Genomic DNA, 19,283 nt, shown 5'->3' on the forward strand with positions numbered 1-19,283 from the left:
CGCCCTTCGACAGGCTCAAGGCTTCGGGTCAGGCGAAAGGCCTGCCATCTGGCGCTCCCCCTGCGCGGACGCTACGGCACCCGCATGGCAATTTCCGTGTTCCAGCTGTTCAAGATCGGCGTCGGCCCATCCTCCTCGCACACCACTGGCCCGATGCTCGCTGCGCGGCGTTTCGTTGCCGGGCTCGCGGAGCAAGGCGTGCTGCCGCGGGTGGCTGCGCTCAAGGTCGATCTGTTCGGTTCGTTGGCGCTGACCGGGCGGGGCCATGCCAGCGATACGGCGATTGTCGCCGGCCTCGCCGGCGAATGGCCGCACGCAACCGGCGCCGCTGCCATCGCCGCCATCTGGCAGCGTGCGCAGCAGGAGCGCCGCTTGCAGCTTCCGGACGGCCCGGACATCGCGTTCGATCCCGGCACCGACCTCACATTCCGCACCCGCGAACGCCGCCCCTTCCACAGCAATGCGATGGCATTCACAGCGTTCGACGCCGCCGCACAGCCGCTCGCCACGCGCACATTTTATTCGATCGGCGGCGGCTTCGTCGTCGACGAGGAGGAGGCCGGTCGCAATTCGGGCGGCGCGGATGACGAGATCGCCTTGCCGTTCGGCTTTACCAGTGGCGCGGAAATGCTGGCGATGGGCGCCGACTCCGGCCTCACCATCGCCGAAATGATGCTCGCCAACGAGCGCGCGCGCACCGATGAGGCCGCCATCGTCACCGGGCTGGACAGCATCGCCGCCGCGATGTCCGCCTGTATCGATGCCGGCTGCTGTGCCGAAGGCGTGCTGCCCGGCGGCCTCAACGTCAAGCGCCGCGCGCCCGGCATCGCCGCCGACATTCGCGCCCGCCATGACCAGTTCACCCCCGATCCGCTGGTCGTCCTCGACTGGATTAACCTCTGGGCGATGGCGGTCAACGAGGAGAATGCCGCCGGGGGCAGGGTGGTGACCGCGCCCACCAATGGGGCCGCTGGTATCATCCCCGCGGTCATCCGCTATTATGAGCGCTGCTATCGCGGATCGGCAGAGGGCGTGCGGACCTTCCTGCTCACCGCCGCCGCCATCGGCGCTCTTTACAAGCGCAATGCCTCGATCTCGGGGGCCGAGGTCGGCTGCCAGGGCGAGGTCGGCGTTGCCTGCTCGATGGCCGCCGCCGGTCTCACCGCCGCGCTCGGCGGCACAAATGCCCAGATCGAGAATGCCGCCGAGATCGGCATGGAGCATAATCTCGGCCTGACCTGCGATCCCATCGGCGGACTGGTGCAAATCCCCTGCATCGAGCGCAATGCAATGGGCGCGATCAAGGCCATAGACGCCAGCCGCATCGCGATGATGGGCGACGGCACGCATGTCGTCAGCCTCGACAAGGTGATCGCCACCATGTGGCAGACCGGCCTCGACATGCGCGACAAATATAAGGAAACCTCGAAGGGGGGCCTTGCGGTGAATGTGGTGGAATGTTGATCGGTAGCGGCCGAAAAGTCCGCAGTGCCAAGCTTGTCGAAGCACGCCTCACCGCATAGCGTTGGGCCGTCACGAGAAACGCCCTTTGACAGGCTCAGGGCTAGGGATTGGGGACGCTGCAATGACCAAATGGCTCAAACGCATAGGCTGGACCGTCGCAGCGCTGATTGCGCTGCTGGCCATCGCCTTTCTCGCCCTGCGCACCCCCGATACCGATCGTGCGGCGATGATTGCCAAATATGGCGGCACGCAGAGCCGCTTCGTGACGTTGCCCGACGGTGCACGTGTGCATGTGCGCGACAGTGGCGGGACCGGCGCACCGATGATCCTGCTGCACGGCTCGAACAGCAGCCTGCATACGTGGGAGCCGCTCAAACGCGAGTTGGGCAGTGCCTATCGTATCGTAACGCTCGACCTGCCGGGGCACGGCCTTACCGGCTCTACCCCCACCAACCGCTATGATATCGCAGAGATGGTCGCCACGGTCGATGGTGTCGCGACCGCGCTCGGGCTGCAGCGCTTCATCCTCGGCGGCAATTCGATGGGTGGCGGGGTCAGCTGGAACTATGCACTGGCGCATCCCGGCAAAGTGCAGGCGCTGCTCCTGCTCGATGCCGGCGGGATGCCGCCGCGCGCCGGAGATGCGCCGCCCAAGAGCAACATCGGCTTTCGCATCATGCGTTCTTCCTTCGGACGCTGGATCGGCGGGCAGATCACGCCGCGTTTCCTGATCCGCCAGAGCCTCGAACAGTCGGTTGCCGATCCAGCGCGCATCACCGATGCCGATGTCGACCGCTATTGGGAATTGCTGCGCTTCCCCGGCAATCGGGCCGCGACGATGCTGCGCTTCTCCCGCCCGTTCGTGAACGACCGCGCGGCGGAACGTGCCCGCAGCATCACCGCACCGACGCTGGTCATCTTTGGCCGAGAAGACCGCATCATCAACCCCAGCGCCGCCGAGTCCTTCCGCGAACGGATATCCGGCAGCGAAGTGGTCCTGCTGGATGGAGTCGGGCATTTGCCGATGGAAGAGGCGCCGGAGCAAGCGGCACAGGTCATTCAGGAGTTTCTCGCACGACGGTTGCCGCAGAACTAGGGGCCAAGCACCCTCGTCATTCCGTCATTGCGATCTCCGCTCGCAAAGACGGAAGAATGGAGTGCTACCCATTCACGCCGCCGCCCGGCCCCGATCGAGAAACGCATTGATCGAGCGCAGCGTCGCTTCGGCGTGGCTGACGAGGAACAGGTGCCCGCCGTTGGGGATCACCTCCAGCTCGGCGTTGGGGATCAAGGATTTCAGGATGCGGCCGTTGGTCAGCGGCACGATATTGTCGTCCTCGCCCATCATGATCAGCGTTTCCGCCTTGAGCAGGAAGGGCAGGAAGGGCGCGCTGGTCCAGCCCAGAAACGCCAGAAGCTGATAGAAATAGCCGGTACCGGTCGGCGGCTTGACCCGGCTGACATGGCCCGCGGCCCCGCTCAGATCGCCGCCATAGAGTGTCGCGAAATTCTTCGCCATGAAATCGGGGTCGATGTAGCGGCGCGGGTTGGCCATTTTCGACAGCGCGGAAATCTTGCCCGGCACCATGAACCAGCCTGCCGACGTCGCGGCGAGGATCACCCGCCCGACGCGGCCGGGATGCTGCATGGCGAAATGCTGCGCCATCGCGCCGCCCCAGCTCACCCCCATCACGTCCATCCGCTCATAGCCCAGCTTGCTCATCAGCTCTGCGGCAAGCATGGCCATGGTCACGGCGGTGTAGGGGATGACCGGCTCGGGCGATCCGCCGATGCCCGGCATGTCGAACATCACGAAATCGCGGGTGGTGAAATGGCGGGCGAAAGGCGCGACCAGCTCGATGTTCGCGCCGATGCCGTTGAAGAACAGCAGCGGCAGATTGCCGGCATCGCTCTGGGCGCGCCACCGCGCGACGCGGACGGTGCGGCCGCCCGCTTCCATCATCGCCACCTCGGCGCCGTGGAGCGGGTCATGCTCGTGCGGGATCGCCGCTTCGTCGGCGGCGAACTCGCCCGCCTCGATGGTTTCGTCGCTGGCGATGGTCATGTCCGCACCTGCTTTCCGTCGTTCGTGGCCCGCGGCCCGCCGCATCGCACCCTGCATCACTGCACAGCGCCCATCGGCGGGCCGGGTTCCACGGTCAAGCCCCAGCGGGCCTGGCCTCATCCATGGGCATAGCTGCCGGGAGCGGGTTCGATGGGCGGATGCTCGGCGTTACCGAGCGCCTTGGGCGCGTCGACCAGCTTGCCCGAGCGCGTCTTCACCCATTCCGCCCAGTACGGCCACCAGCTCCCCGACACTTCCTCGGCCTGCTCCAGCCACTTGTCGACATCGGCCGGGGGCTTCTTCGAGGATTTGTAATATTTCGCCTTGGGGTTGCCCGGCGGGTTGAGGATCGCCTGGATATGGCCCGACTGCGACAGGATGAACTCGATATTCTTCGACCCGAACAGCTGCGTGGTCCGGTAACAGGCCTTCCACGGCGTGATATGGTCGGTCACCCCGGCGAGGATGAACAGGTCGTTCTTGACCTTGGAAAGGTCGACCTTGTGCCCGGCGAGCTCGACCTGGCCCGGATTGGCAAAGGGCTGGGTCTCGTAGAAGTCCAGATAGTCGCTGTGCAGCCTGGCCGGCAGGTTGGTCGCGTCGTTGTTCCAGTAGAGGATGTCGAACGCGGGCGGGTCCTCGCCATGCAGATAATTGTTGACCACATAGTTCCAGACCAGATCGTTGGGGCGCAGCCAGGCGAAGGAACGGCTCAGCGACGATCCTTCCAATATCCCCTTCTTGGCGCTGCGCTGCCGGGCGAGCTCGATGCCGTGCTTGGACACCAGCGCGCCGACCTCGCTGTCGGTGGCCTCGGGCTGCAGCACGCAGACCATCATGGTGATGGCATTGGCACGGTCGTCGCCCATCGCCTGCATCTTGGAGACGATGGTGGCGAGGGTAATCCCGCCGGAACAGGCGCCCGACAGGTTGACCTTGTCCGATCCGGTGATCGACTGCACGACGCCGATCGCCTCGATAACCGCGTCGACATAGTCGGCAAGGCCCCAATGGCCGCAGTTGGTGCAGGGGTTCTTCCAGCTGATCACGAACGGCTGGATGCCGGCCTGCAACTGCAGCTGCACCACCGATTTCTGCGGGGTCAGGTCGTTGATATAGGCCTTGTTGATCTGCGGCGGGACCGTGAGCTGCGGGATGGCATGGACCTTTTCGGTCACCGGCACATATTGGATCAGCTCCATCATCTCGGTGCGCCACACCACCTGGCCGGGGGTGGTCGCCAGATTCTCGCCCACCTTGAACGGCCGCTTGTCGACCTGGCTGACGATGCCGTCATTGTGGACGATATCGTCATAGGCGTTCTTCAGCCCCTTCATCAGCGAAAGCCCGCCCGAATCGATGGCGCGCTTGATGGCGGAAGGGTTGCCCGCCAGCGTGTTGGTGGGGGACAGGGCGTCGAGGATCATGCCGGAGATGAAGCTTGCGCGGTTGCGCTCCATCTCGTCGAATTCCAGATCGTCGATCCACGCCTGCGTCGTCTTCTGCATGGCGAGATAATATTGCACGCCGGCGCGGTAGAAGGGGTTGAAGCTCCACGCCGGGTCCATGAAGCGCTTGTCCTTGGGGGCGGGTGCCAGATCGGACTTGCCGGTCATGATCTTCATGACATCGTCGCCGAAGCCCTGCATCGCCTTCATCGTCTTGTCGGGCTTCATCGCGGTTTCGCGCAGCAGCGCGCCGACCGCGCCGATCATGTCTTCCCGTGCCAGTCCGACCAGCGGGCTCAGTGCCGAACCGCCTTCAGGCTCCCCGCTCAGTTCGATCTTGGACTTTTTTGCCATCGATGCGCTCCCTCAACCATCGCGGGGGCGTTGCCGCACACCCCGTCAAGCAGTGGTTGTGGCGGGCTCGACGGGGTTGTCAATCGCTGCCGCGCGCGCTGCGGCCTCATACCGCAGGCAATCGAAGATTTTCGCGCCGGCCAGAAATACCGATCCGGTGCATGCCGCCATCAGCAGATAGCCGCCAACCCCCGGATATTGCACGGTGTACACACTGCCCCGCTCGATGGCGCCGAGCGCCAGCGCGTAGATGATCAGGCTCGCCTCGAACCGGGTCTTGATAATGAACAGGCGCTTGATCTTCCGCAGCATGGCATCCTCGCAGCAAACCCCGTGCCAACGGCGTACAACTGCCGTTGTTGCACGGGGGAGGATGGTAAACTGTCAGTTAACCCGACAGTTGGGAAGCGCGTTAACCAAGGCTGTCGAGGCCCAGCGCCGAAAGGAGCGCGCCGCGCGCCGAACGGACGGTGGCAGCCAGCGATGGCAGGGCGAGATCGGACGGCGCAATTTCCTCGGGCCAGTGGCGGGCAATCGCCGCGCTCGCCCGGTCGATGGCGTCGGGGGTGCACAGGAAGCGCGGGTCGATGGTTGCCGGGTCCGCGGCAACGCGCAGCCTCAGGCACGCCGGCCCGCCGCCATTGGCCATGGATTGCCGCACATCGACCGGCAAGATCCGGCGGATCGGGCCGTTGCCCGCGACATGCGCGTCGAGCCATGCCTTGACACTCGGCGTCGCCACCGCCTCGGTCGGCACCACCAGTGCCTGTTCGCCGGCCGGCAGCGTCACCAGCTGGGCGTTGAACAGATAGCTGGCCACGACGTCGGGCAGCGAGACGTCGCCTTCCGCCACCTCGACGATCTCGCACCATGGTGCCGCAGCGCGGATCGCTGCATAGGCGGCCTCGGGCTCGGCAAAGGCGCTTTCATGCACGAACAGCAGCCGCTCGTTGGCCACCGCCACCACGTCATTGTGGAACGCGCCACCGCCGATCGCGCGCGGGTTCTGCTCGATGAACAGCGTGCGCGCCGGGTCCAGCCCGTGCAATCGCGCCACCGCCTTCGACGCTTCGAGATACTGGCGGGCGGGGAAGCCGCCGCCGCTCTTGCCATAGACAAAAATCTCCACCCCCGCCTCGCCATGCGCCGGTGCCAGCCGCATGTGGTTGGCCGCGCCCTCGTCGCCGAAGGGGGCGGGCACCGGCGGATGCACGGCAAAGACCGAGCTGTCGGCAAAGGCCAGCCGCAGCTGCGCCAGCGTGCCGGTCCATTCATGGCTGCGGTGCGGCATCGTCACCAGATTGGCGACGGTCAGATGGCAGCGCCCGTCGCGCGTGTCCGGGGCAGGGGAGACGGTTGCGGCATTGGCCGCCCACATCGCGGATGCGGAAAAGGCGGCAGCGCGCATGTGCGGCTCGGCTGCGGCGAGGCTGGTGCCCAGACCTGCCAGCCAGCGCTCGTTGGGCCGGTCGAGCGGCATGAACCAGCCCTGCGCCAGCCCGGCCTCGAGATTGTGCCGCATCTTGGCCAGCCCCTGCAGCGCCGCCTCGCGCGGGCGGGACACGGCTCCCGCATTGCTGGTCGCTGCCAGATTGCCGTGGCTGAGCCCGGCATAATTGTGGCTCGGTCCGATGATGCCGTCGAAGTTGATTTCTGTGATCATGTGCACTGTCACCGCCCAAAAATCCGTAGCCCTGAGCTTGTCGAAGGGCGTCTCTCGATGTTGCAAAGCGCCCTTCGACAAGCTCAGGGCTACGGGTCGATCCGCTGCAAAACGTCAGCTCGCAATCCAGTCGATCCGGTCTCCCGCCCCCACGTCCAGCGCCTCGGCGGCCGCGTCGTTCAGCACCACGCCGTCCTGCTCCGCCGCCACTTCGCCGAAGGCGCAGCGGAAGTCCCGCCACGTCCCGGTCGAGACCAGCGCGCGGCTGCCGCCGTCGCCGATCGCGGATATGGTGTCGCTGCGCGCATCGCGGATCGTCTTCACCTGATCGGTGCGTGCCGTCATCGTCGGCCCGCCGTCGAAGATGTCGATGTAATTTTCGAAGGCAAAGCCCTCATTTTCCAGCATCCGCATCGCTGCGCGGCCGCTGGGGTGGGGCAGGCCGATCACGGTCTTGGCCGCGTCGGACAGCATGGCGATATACACCGGATGCTTGGGCATCAGATCGGCGATGAACTGGTTGCCGTGCAGCGCATTGAACTGGTCGGCTTCCTGGAAGCTCATGCCGAAGAATTTGCCGGCAACCCCGTCCCAGAAAGGCGATCCGCCCGCGTCATCGATCACCCCGCGCAATTCGGCGAGGATGCGGTCGGCGAAATGGGCACGATGCGCACGGATGAAGAGATAGCGGGAGCGCGCCAGCAACAGGCCCAGCCCTCCGGCCCGTTCATGCGGATGCAGGAACAACCCGCCGACCTCGGACGCACCTTCCAGATCGGAGACGAGGTTCAGGATTTCGGCGCGGAACGTGCGGTTGAGCTCCTCGCTCCGCTTGGAGATCGTGCCGATGCGATAGGAATAGAAGGGCCAACGCATGCCGACCTTGGTCATGATCTGGCAGGTGCCGCGAATCTCGCCGGTCGTGCGATTCTCGAGCATCAGCACGAACAGCCGGTCCTCCTCGCTGCTGTCCGGATCGGCAAAGGCGGCGGTGGCGCGCTCCAGCTTGGCGGTCAGCGCGGCGCGATCGGGCGGCAGGTTGGTGAACCCGCCGCCGGTCAGTTTCGCCATTTCGTACATCGGCTGCACGTCGGCCATGGTGGCCGGCCGGATAATGAACGTCATTCTTCCCCTCAGTTGCTCCGACGGAGCAAGTTCCAACCCGCTTGTGATCCTTACCCGACCGTCCTGAGCTTGTCGAAGGACTGCTCCTCTTCCGCGCGATGGCAAGGCGAAGGACAGTCCTTCGACAAGCTCAGGATAGCCGGTCTTTGGTGGTTGGCGTGGTTTTCTACACCCCGCCCCGCTCGACGATCCGCAGGATCGACAGCGCAGACAGCCGCGCCCGTTCGGCAAGGCTGTCCGCATACATATATTCGGCGTCCGAATGGATCGCGCCGCCGCGCACCCCCATGGTGTCGACCACCGGCACGCCGCAGGCATGGATATTGTTGCCATCGCACACCCCGCCCGAATCCTTGCGGGCAATGGTGAGGCCAAGGTCGCTACCGGCCTGCTCGACGATGCCGAACAGGCGCGCCGCCGGCCCGTCTACCGGCTTGGGCGGGCGGGCAAAGCTGCCGTGCATGTCCACCGTCACGTCATGCTCCAGGCTGATGGCATAGCACAGGTCGGACAATAGCTGCTTTGCCTCGGTCTCCAGGTCGGGCGTGCGCGGCCGCAGGTTGACGCGCAGGATGGCGAGGTCCGGCACCACATTATTGCCGCTGCCGCCATCGATCCTGGCCGGATTGATGCTGAGCCCGGGGCGCACCGCTGCCTTCAGCCGCACCGCCAGATCGGCGGCGGCGACCAGCGCGTTGCGGCCATCTTCGGGATTGCGTCCGGCATGGGCAGATCGGCCGCGCACGGTGATGCTGAAATTGCCGCTGCCCGGCCGCGCGCCCGCCAGCGTGCCGTCGGGCAGGGCGGAAGGTTCATAGGTGAAGGCCGCGGCCTTGCCGCGCGCGAGGCTTGCGATCAGCGCGGACGAGGACAGCGAGCCGACCTCCTCGTCGCTGTTGATGATGACATCATAGCCGAAATCCGCCGCCCCGCCGCTCGCTTCGACCGCTTTCAATGCTGCCAGCATCACCGCGATGCCGCCCTTCATGTCGGCGGTGCCGGGCCCGTTGAGGGTGTTGGTATCGAGCCAGCGCAGCGTTTGGAAAGCGTGGTCGGGCGGGAACACCGTGTCCATATGGCCGGTAAACAGCATCCGCAGCGGCGCCTCTGGCCGCACCCGCACCACCAGATGCTGGCCGTGCGCGATGCCCTCAACACTCCCATCGGCCCGCACTGCGTCGACCGGCGCGGCATCGACCAGCGCCACCTCGCCCGGCAGTGCCGCAAAAGCATCGCTCAACAGCGCCGCCATTGTCGCCAGCCCGGTCAGATTGCGAGATCCGGAGTTGACCGCCGCCCACGCCTCCACCTGCGCCAGCATGCCCGATTGATCGGGATGCGCGATGGCGCGTTGTTCGAAGGCGGTCAGGTTGGTCATACCCGCCTCTCTAGCCGCTGTGGTGCGCCACCTCCACCCCTCTGGCTGTGTCGTCGGGCGAAGAGAAATTTCACGCAGATGCGCAGAGGCGCGGAGGAAGGGGCGAGATAAGTGAAAATTAGTTCACGCGAAGAACGCAAAGAACGCGAAGAGGGCAATGCTAACCGCGAAGCGGCTTATCGCTCCAAGGCCGCGTGATGCGCAGCGGGGCTTAATGAATTGGCCTGCCGGCCAAGCACAGTCTCTTTGCACTCTTTGCGTTATTCACGTGAACCCTCGTTTCTTCTCCTCTGCGCCTCCGCGCCTCTGCGTGAATCAGAAAACCCGACCCCGCAGCCAATCCATCTGCCCATCGGACCCCTCTTGCCACCCGCCGTAACCCGCGCCATAGCCCCTCCCGCTTCCTCCCCAGTTGCACTATCGGCCAGAATTGCGTCGGCACCGGCGCGGGTGAGACAAGGAAGCGAATGCCATGACGACCTATGAAAATCGCGCGGGCCTCTCCGTCGATGCGACGATGACGGCATTCGTCGAAGCCGAGGTGCTGCCCGGCACCGGCATCGACGCGGCCCATTTCTGGTCAGGTCTCGCCGCCACTCTCTCCCGCTTCGAGCCGGAAAATGCCGCGCTGGTCGCAGAACGCGAGCGTCTGCAGGCCGCGATCGACGACTGGCACCAGACCCGCGTCGGCCAGCCGCTCGACATGGATGCCTATCAGGCCTTCCTGCACGACATCGGCTATCTGGTGCCCGAACCCGCGCCCTTCACCATCGGCACCGCCAATGTCGATCCGGAGATCGCCACCACCGCCGGACCGCAGCTCGTCGTTCCGTCGCTCAACGCCCGCTTTGCGCTCAACGCCGCCAATGCCCGCTGGGGCAGCCTCTATGATGCGCTCTACGGCACCGATGCACTGCCGGGTAAGGCGAAGCCCGGCGGCTATGACAGCGAGCGCGGGGCGCAAGTGGTCGACGCCGCCAAGAGCTTTCTCGACGAGGTCACCCCGCTCGCATCGGGCAAATGGGCAGACTGGACCGGCGGCGCGTTGACGCTCGCCGATCCGGCGCAGCTCGTCGCGCGCAGCGAGCATAGTATCTTGTTGCAGAACAATGGCTTGCATATCGACATTGTCATCGATGCTGCAAACAGTGTCGGCGCGACCGATCCCGCGCATATCGCCGATGTCATTCTCGAATCCGCGCTGACCACCATCATCGATCTCGAGGATTCTGTTGCTGCGGTCGATGCCGAGGACAAGGTGGCAGCGTGGCGCAATTTGCTCGGCCTGATGAAGGGCGACCTGTCCGAAAGCTTCGACAAGGGCGGAAAGACCATCACCCGCGCGCTCAATGCCGATCGCAGCTACGCAAAGCCGGATGGCACGGTGCTGACGCTGCCCGGCCGCAGCCTGCTGTTCGTGCGCAACGTCGGCCATCTGATGACCAACCCTGCCGTGCGGCTCCCGGATGGCAGCGAGGCGCATGAAGGTCTGCTCGACGCCGTCATGACGTCAACCATCGCCCTCCACGATCTCAAGGGCAACGGCCGCTTTCGCAACAGCCGCACCGGCAGCATCTATATCGTCAAGCCGAAGATGCATGGCCCCGCCGAGGCGACGCTCACCAACGCGCTGTTCGACGCTGTCGAGGACATGCTCGGTCTCGCACGTCACACCATCAAGGTCGGCGTCATGGACGAGGAGCGCCGCACATCCGCCAACCTTGCCGCCTGCATCCATGCGGTGAAGGACCGCATCGCCTTCATCAACACCGGCTTCCTCGATCGCACCGGTGATGAAATCCACACCTCGATGCAGGCCGGGCCGATGATCCCCAAGGGGGAGATGAAGGCGAGCGACTGGATTGCAGCCTATGAGGATCGCAACGTCCGCATCGGTCTCGCCTGCGGACTCTCCGGCCGGGCGCAGATCGGCAAGGGCATGTGGGCGATGCCCGACCTCATGGCGGCAATGATGGCGCAGAAGATCGCCCATCCGCTGAGCGGCGCCAACACTGCCTGGGTGCCAAGCCCCACCGCCGCGACGCTGCACGCAATGCATTACCACCATGTCGACGTCTTCGCCCGCCAGCGCGAGATTGCGCCTGAACCGGTGCCCGCGCTCGACCGTCTGCTTTCGATCCCCGTCGCCACCGGGCGCAACTGGAGTGCGGAGGAAGTGGCGCGCGAGCTGGACAACAACTGCCAAGGCATCCTCGGCTATGTCGTGCGCTGGATCGACCAAGGCATCGGCTGTTCCAAGGTGCCGGACATCAACGACGTGGGCCTGATGGAGGACCGCGCCACGCTGCGCATCAGTTCGCAGGCGCTCGCCAACTGGCTGGTGCACGGCGTCTGCACCGAAGCGCAAGTCGATGCCGCGCTCGCCCGCATGGCGGCCAAGGTCGACGCGCAGAATGCGGGCGACCCGCTCTACGAACCGCTGACCCGCGATGGCGTCGCCTGGCGCGCCGCGCGTGCGCTGATCTTCGAAGGCGTCACCCAGCCGTCGGGCTATACCGAACCGCTGCTGCACAAGTTCCGGCAGGAAAAGAAAGCAGCTGCTTGAGTTTGATCGTCATTGCGAGCGCAGCGAAGCAATCCAGGGCGGTTGACGCCGGCACTGGATTGCTTCGCTGCGCTCGCAATAACGATGAACCCTGTGTCGATATCGCGATTTGCTGCTAGCCTCTCCCGATCACACAAGCGGGAGAGAGAAACATGGCAGACCTCGACGGCAGAATCGCCCTCGTCACCGGTGCGTCCAAGGGGCTGGGCGCGGCCACGGCGCGGGCGCTGGCAGCAGCAGGTGCCACCGTCATCGCCACCGACCTCGAAGCACCGGAAGCGCTTGCCGCCGAGATTGGCGGCCATGCTCTGCGGCAGGACGTCACTCGCGAGGAGGACTGGATCGCCGCGATGGCCTTCGCCCGCTCGGTGGGCGGGCTCGACATATTGGTCAACAACGCCGGCCTGTTCCTGATGAAGCCGGTGACGGAGACGACGCTGGAGGACTGGCGCCGCCTCAACAGCGTCAATGTCGAAGGCGTGTTCCTGGGCTGCAAGCACGCCATCCCGCTGCTCGCCGAACGGGCCGGCCAGTGGACGGGCGGTGCGGCCATCGTCAACCTGTCCTCGGTCGCCGGCCTGCGCGGCGCGGCGGGCGTCACCTGCTACAATGCCTCCAAGGGCGCGGTGCGCCTGTTCACCAAAGGGGTCGCGCTGGAAGTCGCCCCGCTCAAGATCCGCGTCAATTCGGTCCACCCCGGCATCATCGAGACCGACATGGGCAACGATCTTGTCCAGCGCTTCTCCGCCGCCAGCGGTACCGGCGACAATGAGATGCGCGAGCAGCTCTCGATGCGCCACCCGCTCGGCCACTTCGGCGTGCCGACCAACGTCGCCGACGCCGTCACCTTCCTCGCCTCGGACAAGGCCGCCTTCATCACCGGTGCCGAGCTGGCGGTCGATGGCGGGCTATCGGCGCAATAGGGCAGGGTGACTTCGCGTCGGGTCTACCGTAACAGTGGGCCAGTCACACAACCCGTAGCCCTGAGCCTTTCGAAGGGCGTTTTCCGGTACCGCGAAACGCCCTTCGACAAGCTCAGGGCTACGGATTATCAGCAGCCAGCCGACCTCCCATGCCCTACACCGTCGCCGCCCTCTACAAATTCGCCGCCTTCGATGACCCCGCGAGCTTGCGCGAACCACTGCTTGCCGCCTGCCGCGCGCACGGCATCTGCGGCACGCTCCTGCTCGCTCGTGAGGGCATCAACGGCACCATCGCCGGCAGCGCGGACGGCATCGCCGCCATCCTCGCCCATATCCGCAGCCTGCCAGACTGCGCCGATCTCGACGTCAAATATTCCGCCGCCAGCGTCGCGCCGTTTCGCCGCATGAAGGTGCGTCTCAAGAAGGAGATCGTCACCCTCGGCGTCCCTGGCGTCGATCCCGCGCGCGATGTCGGTACCTATGTCGCGCCCACGGACTGGAACGCGCTGATCGCCGATCCCGACACCGTCGTCATCGACACGCGCAACGATTATGAGGTCGCGATCGGCAGCTTCGACGGCGCGCTCGACCCCGCAACCCGCAGCTTCAGCCAGTTCCCCGACTGGTGGCGCGCCAACCGCGACGCACTGGCGGGCAAGCGCATCGCCATGTTCTGCACCGGTGGCATCCGCTGCGAGAAAAGCACTGCCTTCCTGCGCGCCGAAGGGGTGGAGGATGTCTATCACCTGAAAGGCGGCATCCTCGCCTATCTGGAACAGGTGCCCGCCGCCGACAGCCGCTGGCACGGCGACTGTTTCGTCTTCGATGAGCGGGTCAGCGTCGGCCACGGACTGGTCGAAGGTGAACACAGCCTGTGCCGCGCCTGTCGCATGCCGCTCAGCGCCGCCGACCGTGCGCACGGCGACTATGTCGACGGCCAGCAATGCCACTATTGTGCGCAGGAGCGCAGCGACGAGGACCGCAAACGCTATGCCGAGCGGCACCGCCAGTTCAGCAAGGGGGATATGTGAGCAGGGGCAGCGTCGGGGCGCTCGCTATCCTGTTCATTGTCGCTGCCCTGACGGCAGCAAGCCTTTGGTTCTGGCCGAATCCAGCCAGTCGGCGTCCGGACGCAACGCCCCCGGCAAGACTGACCTCCCCGCAGGCAAGCCGCGCGCAGTTCGATGCCTGGTTGGCTGCCGATCCGGCACGCGCCGAACAGTTCGCCGCTTTCGAGGCCTTTCTGGCGCGCGAGTCGTTGTCCGGCATCGTCCCGAGTTGGACCTTGCTGCGCGCCGATGCCCGGCGCACCGCCTCATGCCGAGCCGATCTTTTCGTGCTGCCACCGCGCCGCCTGTGGCCCAACATCCTGCCCGCGCTTCGCCTGCTGCGTGACAAGGTTATTCCGGTCGTTGGCCGGGTAAAGGTCGCATCGGCCTATCGAGACCCGACCCTCAACGCCTGTTCGCAGGGCGCGCGTGGCAGCAGGCACCTCGACTTTTCGGCACTGGATCTCGTCCCGCTCGATCAACCCGACGCCGTCACCAGCTTCCGCAGGCTGTGCGCCGCATGGCGCAATGCCGGCCCGTCGTCGCGCTGGGGGCTGGGCGGTTATCTCGATCTTGAGACGCCACAGCACAACCGCGTCGGTCGCTTCCATGTCGATGGGACCGGCTGGCGCACCTGGGGCTTTAGCTATTCCCGCGCTAGCAGCATCTGCAATCGGCTGTAGGGGCCTTACGCCCCCTGCCGCCGCGCCATGAATGCGAGCCGCTCGAACAACATGATGTCCTGCTCATTCTTCAGCAGCGCGCCGTGCAGCGGCGGGATGGCGGTGCGGTTGTCCTTGGACTGCAGCACTTCCAGCGGCATGTCCTCGTTGAGCAGCAGCTTCAGCCAGTCGATCAGCTCGCTGGTCGACGGCTTCTTCTTGAGGCCGGGCACTTCGCGCACCTCGTAGAAGATATCCATCGCGCGGCTGACCAGTATCTTCTGGATGCCGGGGAAGTGCACGTCGACGATCGCCTGCATCGTGTCGCGATCGGGGAACTTGATATAGTGGAAGAAGCAGCGGCGCAGGAAGGCGTCGGGCAGCTCCTTCTCGTTGTTCGAGGTGATGACGACGATCGGCCGCTCGGCCGCGGCAATATGCTCGCCGGTCTCATAGACGTCGAACGCCATCCGATCGAGTTCCTGCAACAGGTCGTTGGGGAATTCGATGTCGGCCTTGTCGATCTCGTCGATCAGCAGCACCGGCAGGGTGGGGGCGGTGAACGCCTCCCACAGCTTGCCCTTCTTGATATAGTTGCGGATGTCATGGACGCGCTCGTCGCCGAGCTGGCCGTCGCGCAGGCGGGCAACCGCATCATATTCGTAGAGGCCCTGCTGCGCCTTGGTGCTCGACTTGATGTTCCAGGTGATCAGCGGCGCGCCTGCGGCCTTGGCGATTTCCTCGGCCAGCACGGTCTTGCCGGTGCCCGGTTCGCCCTTGACCAGCAGCGGGCGACGCAATGTGACGGCGGCATTGACCGCCACCTTCAGATCATCGGTCGCGACATAGTTGCTGGTGCCTTCGAATCGCATCGCTCGCCCTTTACGTTTACGTCAACGCTAGGGGCATAGCAGCGGCGCTGCCGCGTGCAAGTGTCGGCGCGCTGCTCAGGCCTTGCTGCGAACGTCCTCGCGGGTGGCGAGCAGATCCCACAGGCCGCGATGCTGCGCCAGCAACTGCTGCGCGCCGAACAGCATTGCCCGCTCGATCGCGCCCGATCCGTTGCGTTCGGCCATCAGCGCGATGGTGTCGTGCAGATCGGGCAGCGCTGCCGGGCGCGCGCTGACGTCGAGCCGGTCGGCTGCGGCGTCGAGCACCGAGCGCACAGCGCGCCAGTCCAGCGCCAGCGCGATCGCCGCGCCCAGCGCCGTGCCAACCCGCTCGGACTGACCGAGCATGTCGATGGCATGGCCTTGCGCCAGCACCGTCTGTTCGCATTGCTGCTGTCCGGCGGTGCTGGGGATCGGGCCGGCTGCTGCCGACAGGGCGGAAAGATAGGCCCGCTCGCGCGAGAAGGCGACGGTGGCGCTGGCAAACCAGCGCCGCTCGTCGGCATCGCGCGCGCGCAATGCCGCATGGTCGACCAGACCGGGGTGGCGACCGTGCAGCAGTCCGAAGAAATGCACCGCGTCCGCCAGATTGCGAGTCGCATCGCGGCCTTCGACCAGTTTGCGCGATTGCACATAGGGATGGGCGCCGGCCCCTTCGGCGGTCACCAGCGCGTCCAGCGCACGGGTAAGGTCGCTTGAGGCATCGACGCGCAGCGGCTGCACCATGGCTAAATCCTGTTCACTCGGCATGTCGGTTCCCTCCCTCTGGTCGCAAGGGGGGCCGCTCCTTGCCCCTGTGTAGCGGCGGCAGCGTAAATTCGGGGTTTATGCACCCCGCACCGATTTGGGACGGAAAGCGTATCCATGCCGTTTACCATGGCGGCCGGATTGTCTTTTCGTTGCTTGACGCCTGTCGCGGAATCGACAGACTGGACGGGTGGCGAAGGGGCGAAATCTGCACGGGCCGCGGGCCCTGAATGCACGCTGGTGGGGTACGGCGCTGGCTTATGGCGCGGCGCTGGCGCTGTTCGCCTTCCTGCTCGAATGGCTGGATTACAAGCATCGCGCCATGCAATGGTCGCTGCAGGCCTATCTGCTGATCGTCGGCATCGGCTTTGCCTGCCTGGGCGGATGGGTGGGGCATCGCCTCGCAATACGCCGCCGTGTCGACCCTGCGCCGGTCAACCAGGCGGCAATCGACGCATTGGGGCTGAGCGAGCGCGAGATGGAGGTGCTGCAACTGCTCGCCGACGGTCACGCCAACAAGCTGGTCGCGCGACAGCTCGGCATCTCTCCCAACACGGTCAAGACGCATGTCGCGCGCCTGTTCGAAAAGCTTGAGGTGTCCAGCCGCACGCAGGCCATCGCCCAGGCCCGCGCGCTCGGCATCATCGCATAAATCCGGGCGATTGGCGCCAAATCACCCGTTCGGGCGATAGCGATGCCAGCGCCGCCCGCGCATGATCGCCGCATCCACAAACGCAAGGAACAAGCGCATGACCCGAATCATCTTCACCTATGGCGTTATCGGCGGCCTGATCGTCACCGTCGGCATGCTGCTCGGCATGTTTGCTGTGCCCGATGGCGGCGGCATGGTCGGCATGGCGGTCGGCTATCTCAGCATGCTGGTCGCGCTCAGCACCGTGTTCATGGGCGTGCGCAGCTATCGCGACACGGTCGGCGGCGGCGTCATCCGCTTCTGGCCGGCGTTCGGGCTCGGCCTCGCCATCGCGCTGATCGCCTCGCTGTTCTACGTCGCGACGTGGGAGGTCTATATGTGGCAGACCGACTATCGCTTCATGGACGTCTATGTCGCCGGCACCATCGCCGACATGCAGGCGCAGGGCCGTCCCGCAGCAGAGATTGCTGCCTTCTCGACCGAGATGGAAGCGTTCAAGCTGCAATATGCGCAGCCATTGTTCCGCATGATGGTCACCCTGTCGGAAATCGCGCCGGTCGGCGTCATCGTCGCGCTGGTGTCCGCCGCGGTGCTGCGCAACAGCCGCATGTTCCCCTCGCGCCGCGCCGCCTGACCTCAACCGATGCGCGCCACGCCCCACTCGATCCAGCCGACGGGGCGTGGCGTCTTCGGCATGTAGCGGCTGCCCATGCGGGTGGTGGAAAAGCCCGCCGCCTCATAGGCATCGGCAATCGGGCGGGTCAGGTGGCAATTGCCCGCCATCCGCTTCCACAGCGGCTCGATCCGCCGTTGCCAGCGCTGTACTTCGGCATCGGGCGCGCGGCCATGCTCGAGGAAAATGGCAAGACCGCCGGGCTTGAGCACGCGTTTCAGTTCGCTGAGCACCCGCATCTGCTCGGCGACCGAGCAGAGCGTGAAGGTCGTCACCACCGTGTCGAAAGTGCCGCTGGCAAAGGGAATATCCTCGCCCACGCCCTCGCGGATGTCCGCGCTGATGCCGCGCTCCGCCACCAGCCGCCGGCTGTCTTCCAGCAATGCCGGGGTCGGGTCGATGCCCGACAGGTGGGTCACCTTGGCGCTATCGTAGAATTGCAGGTTGATGCCGCCACCGCAGCCGAGTTCGAACACCCGTCCTTCGGCGAGCGGCACGACATGGCTGCGGGCTTTCATGATCTGCGGCTGCGCACAACAGCATCGGATCAGCCGCGGCGTAATGTGCCGCTCCCACCAGTTGCCCATCTGCTCTCCCCTTCAGGCGCAGACTATGCCGGCACCTGCTGGCTGGTGCAATGGAAGCTGCCACCGCCGCCGAGGATGGCATCGGAGGGCAGGGGGGCGATCCGCCTGCCGGGGAACAGATCGGCCAGAACCTGCGCTGCCGCATCGTCCCATCGCGTGCCATAGGCGGGCATGGCGATGGTGCTGTTGCCGATCAGGAAGTTCATGTAGCTCGCCGGCACCGGCTCTCCATCCACTTCGACCCGCCCGGGCGAGGGGATGGTCACCACATCGACGCCAAACCCCTCGGCGCGCTTCAGTGCATCGGCATAGACCGCCGCATTCGGGTCATCCGCGCCGCTCGCCTCTGGCAGCAGCAGCAGCCCTTCCGCCACCCACCGCGCCAGATTGTCGACATGGCCGTCGGTATGGTCGCCATACAGGCCATCGCCCAGCCACAGGATGCGTGTGAAGCCCAGCGCCTCATGCAGCACGCTTTCGATGGCGCCGCGCCCCATCTCCGGATTGCGGTTGGGGTTGAGCAGGCATTGCTCGGTGGTCACGCAGAGCCCGGCACCATCCCAGTCGATGCCGCCACCTTCCAGGATCATCGCATGAGCATCACGCGCGAAGCCATGGCGCGCCGCCAGCCGCGCGCCGATATCGGCATCCCCCGGCATCAGATATTTGCCGCCCCAGCCATTGAAGCCGAAATCCGCCGCCCGCCGCCCGGCGCCTGTGCCGGTGATGATCGGTGCGGTATCGCGCAGCCATACATCGCCCAGTGGTTCCACGATGGTCTCGACATGGGTGTCGACCAGACCGCGCGCCACCGCTGCGTCCTCGGCGGAATTGCACACCAGGGTAACCGTCTCACCCTTGCCGCCATCGGCGATCGCGCTGGCAAATCCGGCAATCTGCACCCGCGCCCCATCGAACGCGGCGCCCCATTCATCGCGGATCGCCGGAAAGCCGATCCACAGGCGCTCGTGCGTGGCCCATTCGGGCAGGGGGGAGTGAGTCATGAGCAACAATCATCCAGACAATCGTCGCCCCGG

Annotated in this window: 18 protein-coding genes; 8 read left to right on the forward strand and 10 right to left on the reverse strand. The window is 65.7% G+C overall.

Annotation, left to right across the window (positions count from 1 at the left end; translation table 11 throughout):
* Positions 1–84: 84 nt before the first annotated feature.
* Positions 85–1,464, forward strand: a complete 1,380-nt coding sequence (locus AC0QC4_RS06680) for an L-serine ammonia-lyase (RefSeq protein ID WP_483658953.1) — start codon at positions 85–87, stop codon at positions 1,462–1,464.
* A 121-nt stretch (positions 1,465–1,585) separates the two neighbouring features.
* Positions 1,586–2,560, forward strand: coding sequence for an alpha/beta fold hydrolase (locus tag AC0QC4_RS06685; RefSeq protein WP_483658954.1), 975 nt, complete (start codon positions 1,586–1,588; stop codon positions 2,558–2,560).
* Between the two features lie 72 nt (positions 2,561–2,632).
* Here the strand turns inward: AC0QC4_RS06685 and AC0QC4_RS06690 are convergent, their stop codons facing one another.
* The 6 genes from AC0QC4_RS06690 to AC0QC4_RS06715 all read right to left on the reverse strand — a co-directional run bounded on the left by AC0QC4_RS06690 (position 2,633) and on the right by AC0QC4_RS06715 (position 9,497).
* Positions 2,633–3,529 carry an alpha/beta fold hydrolase gene (locus tag AC0QC4_RS06690; RefSeq protein ID WP_483658955.1) on the reverse strand — a complete coding sequence of 299 codons (897 nt, stop codon included), beginning with the start codon at positions 3,527–3,529 and terminating at the stop codon, positions 2,633–2,635.
* Between the two features lie 116 nt (positions 3,530–3,645).
* Positions 3,646–5,331 carry an alpha/beta fold hydrolase gene (locus AC0QC4_RS06695; RefSeq protein WP_483658956.1) on the reverse strand — a complete coding sequence of 562 codons (1,686 nt, stop codon included), beginning with the start codon at positions 5,329–5,331 and terminating at the stop codon, positions 3,646–3,648.
* Between the two features lie 45 nt (positions 5,332–5,376).
* A complete protein-coding gene (locus tag AC0QC4_RS06700) occupies positions 5,377–5,643 on the reverse strand; it encodes a hypothetical protein (protein WP_483658957.1) in 267 nt (88 codons plus the stop codon).
* A 100-nt stretch (positions 5,644–5,743) separates the two neighbouring features.
* Positions 5,744–6,994 (reverse strand): N-succinylarginine dihydrolase, encoded by a 1,251-nt coding sequence (locus AC0QC4_RS06705; RefSeq protein ID WP_483658958.1) that lies wholly within the window; start codon positions 6,992–6,994, stop codon positions 5,744–5,746.
* A gap of 114 nt (positions 6,995–7,108) precedes the next feature.
* Complete coding sequence (locus AC0QC4_RS06710) at positions 7,109–8,119, reverse strand: arginine N-succinyltransferase (protein WP_483658959.1); 1,011 nt, start codon at positions 8,117–8,119, stop codon at positions 7,109–7,111.
* A 166-nt stretch (positions 8,120–8,285) separates the two neighbouring features.
* On the reverse strand, positions 8,286–9,497 hold the full coding sequence (locus AC0QC4_RS06715) for a hydrolase (RefSeq protein WP_483658960.1): 1,212 nt from the start codon (positions 9,495–9,497) through the stop codon (positions 8,286–8,288).
* A 472-nt stretch (positions 9,498–9,969) separates the two neighbouring features.
* Between AC0QC4_RS06715 and AC0QC4_RS06720 the strand changes: the two genes are divergently transcribed.
* From AC0QC4_RS06720 to AC0QC4_RS06735, 4 genes are all read left to right on the forward strand, one after another.
* Positions 9,970–12,063, forward strand: a complete 2,094-nt coding sequence (locus tag AC0QC4_RS06720; protein ID WP_483658961.1) for a malate synthase G — start codon at positions 9,970–9,972, stop codon at positions 12,061–12,063.
* Between the two features lie 152 nt (positions 12,064–12,215).
* Positions 12,216–12,986 carry an SDR family NAD(P)-dependent oxidoreductase gene (locus tag AC0QC4_RS06725; RefSeq protein WP_483658962.1) on the forward strand — a complete coding sequence of 257 codons (771 nt, stop codon included), beginning with the start codon at positions 12,216–12,218 and terminating at the stop codon, positions 12,984–12,986.
* Between the two features lie 149 nt (positions 12,987–13,135).
* Positions 13,136–14,017 (forward strand): oxygen-dependent tRNA uridine(34) hydroxylase TrhO, encoded by an 882-nt coding sequence (gene trhO, locus AC0QC4_RS06730; RefSeq protein WP_483658963.1) that lies wholly within the window; start codon positions 13,136–13,138, stop codon positions 14,015–14,017.
* A complete protein-coding gene (locus tag AC0QC4_RS06735; RefSeq protein ID WP_483658964.1) occupies positions 14,014–14,718 on the forward strand; it encodes a D-Ala-D-Ala carboxypeptidase family metallohydrolase in 705 nt (234 codons plus the stop codon). The genes trhO and AC0QC4_RS06735 overlap by 4 nt, the downstream gene beginning before the upstream one ends.
* A 5-nt stretch (positions 14,719–14,723) precedes the next feature.
* Here the strand turns inward: AC0QC4_RS06735 and AC0QC4_RS06740 are convergent, their stop codons facing one another.
* A complete protein-coding gene (locus AC0QC4_RS06740) occupies positions 14,724–15,569 on the reverse strand; it encodes an AAA family ATPase (protein WP_483658965.1) in 846 nt (281 codons plus the stop codon).
* 75 nt (positions 15,570–15,644) lie between these two features.
* Positions 15,645–16,337, reverse strand: coding sequence for a DUF6975 family protein (locus AC0QC4_RS06745; protein ID WP_483658966.1), 693 nt, complete (start codon positions 16,335–16,337; stop codon positions 15,645–15,647).
* 187 nt (positions 16,338–16,524) lie between these two features.
* Between AC0QC4_RS06745 and AC0QC4_RS06750 the strand changes: the two genes are divergently transcribed.
* On the forward strand, positions 16,525–16,986 hold the full coding sequence (locus AC0QC4_RS06750) for a helix-turn-helix domain-containing protein (RefSeq protein ID WP_483658967.1): 462 nt from the start codon (positions 16,525–16,527) through the stop codon (positions 16,984–16,986).
* Between the two features lie 97 nt (positions 16,987–17,083).
* Positions 17,084–17,620 (forward strand): DUF4199 domain-containing protein, encoded by a 537-nt coding sequence (locus AC0QC4_RS06755; RefSeq protein WP_483658968.1) that lies wholly within the window; start codon positions 17,084–17,086, stop codon positions 17,618–17,620.
* 2 nt (positions 17,621–17,622) lie between these two features.
* Here AC0QC4_RS06755 and AC0QC4_RS06760 read toward each other — a convergent pair whose 3' ends face one another.
* On the reverse strand, positions 17,623–18,177 hold the full coding sequence (locus AC0QC4_RS06760) for a class I SAM-dependent methyltransferase (protein WP_483658969.1): 555 nt from the start codon (positions 18,175–18,177) through the stop codon (positions 17,623–17,625).
* 92 nt (positions 18,178–18,269) lie between these two features.
* Positions 18,270–19,250 carry an agmatine deiminase family protein gene (locus AC0QC4_RS06765; RefSeq protein ID WP_483658970.1) on the reverse strand — a complete coding sequence of 327 codons (981 nt, stop codon included), beginning with the start codon at positions 19,248–19,250 and terminating at the stop codon, positions 18,270–18,272.
* Positions 19,251–19,283 lie beyond the last annotated feature (33 nt).

It is taken from the genome of Sphingomonas sp. jy18, from assembly GCF_056931895.1.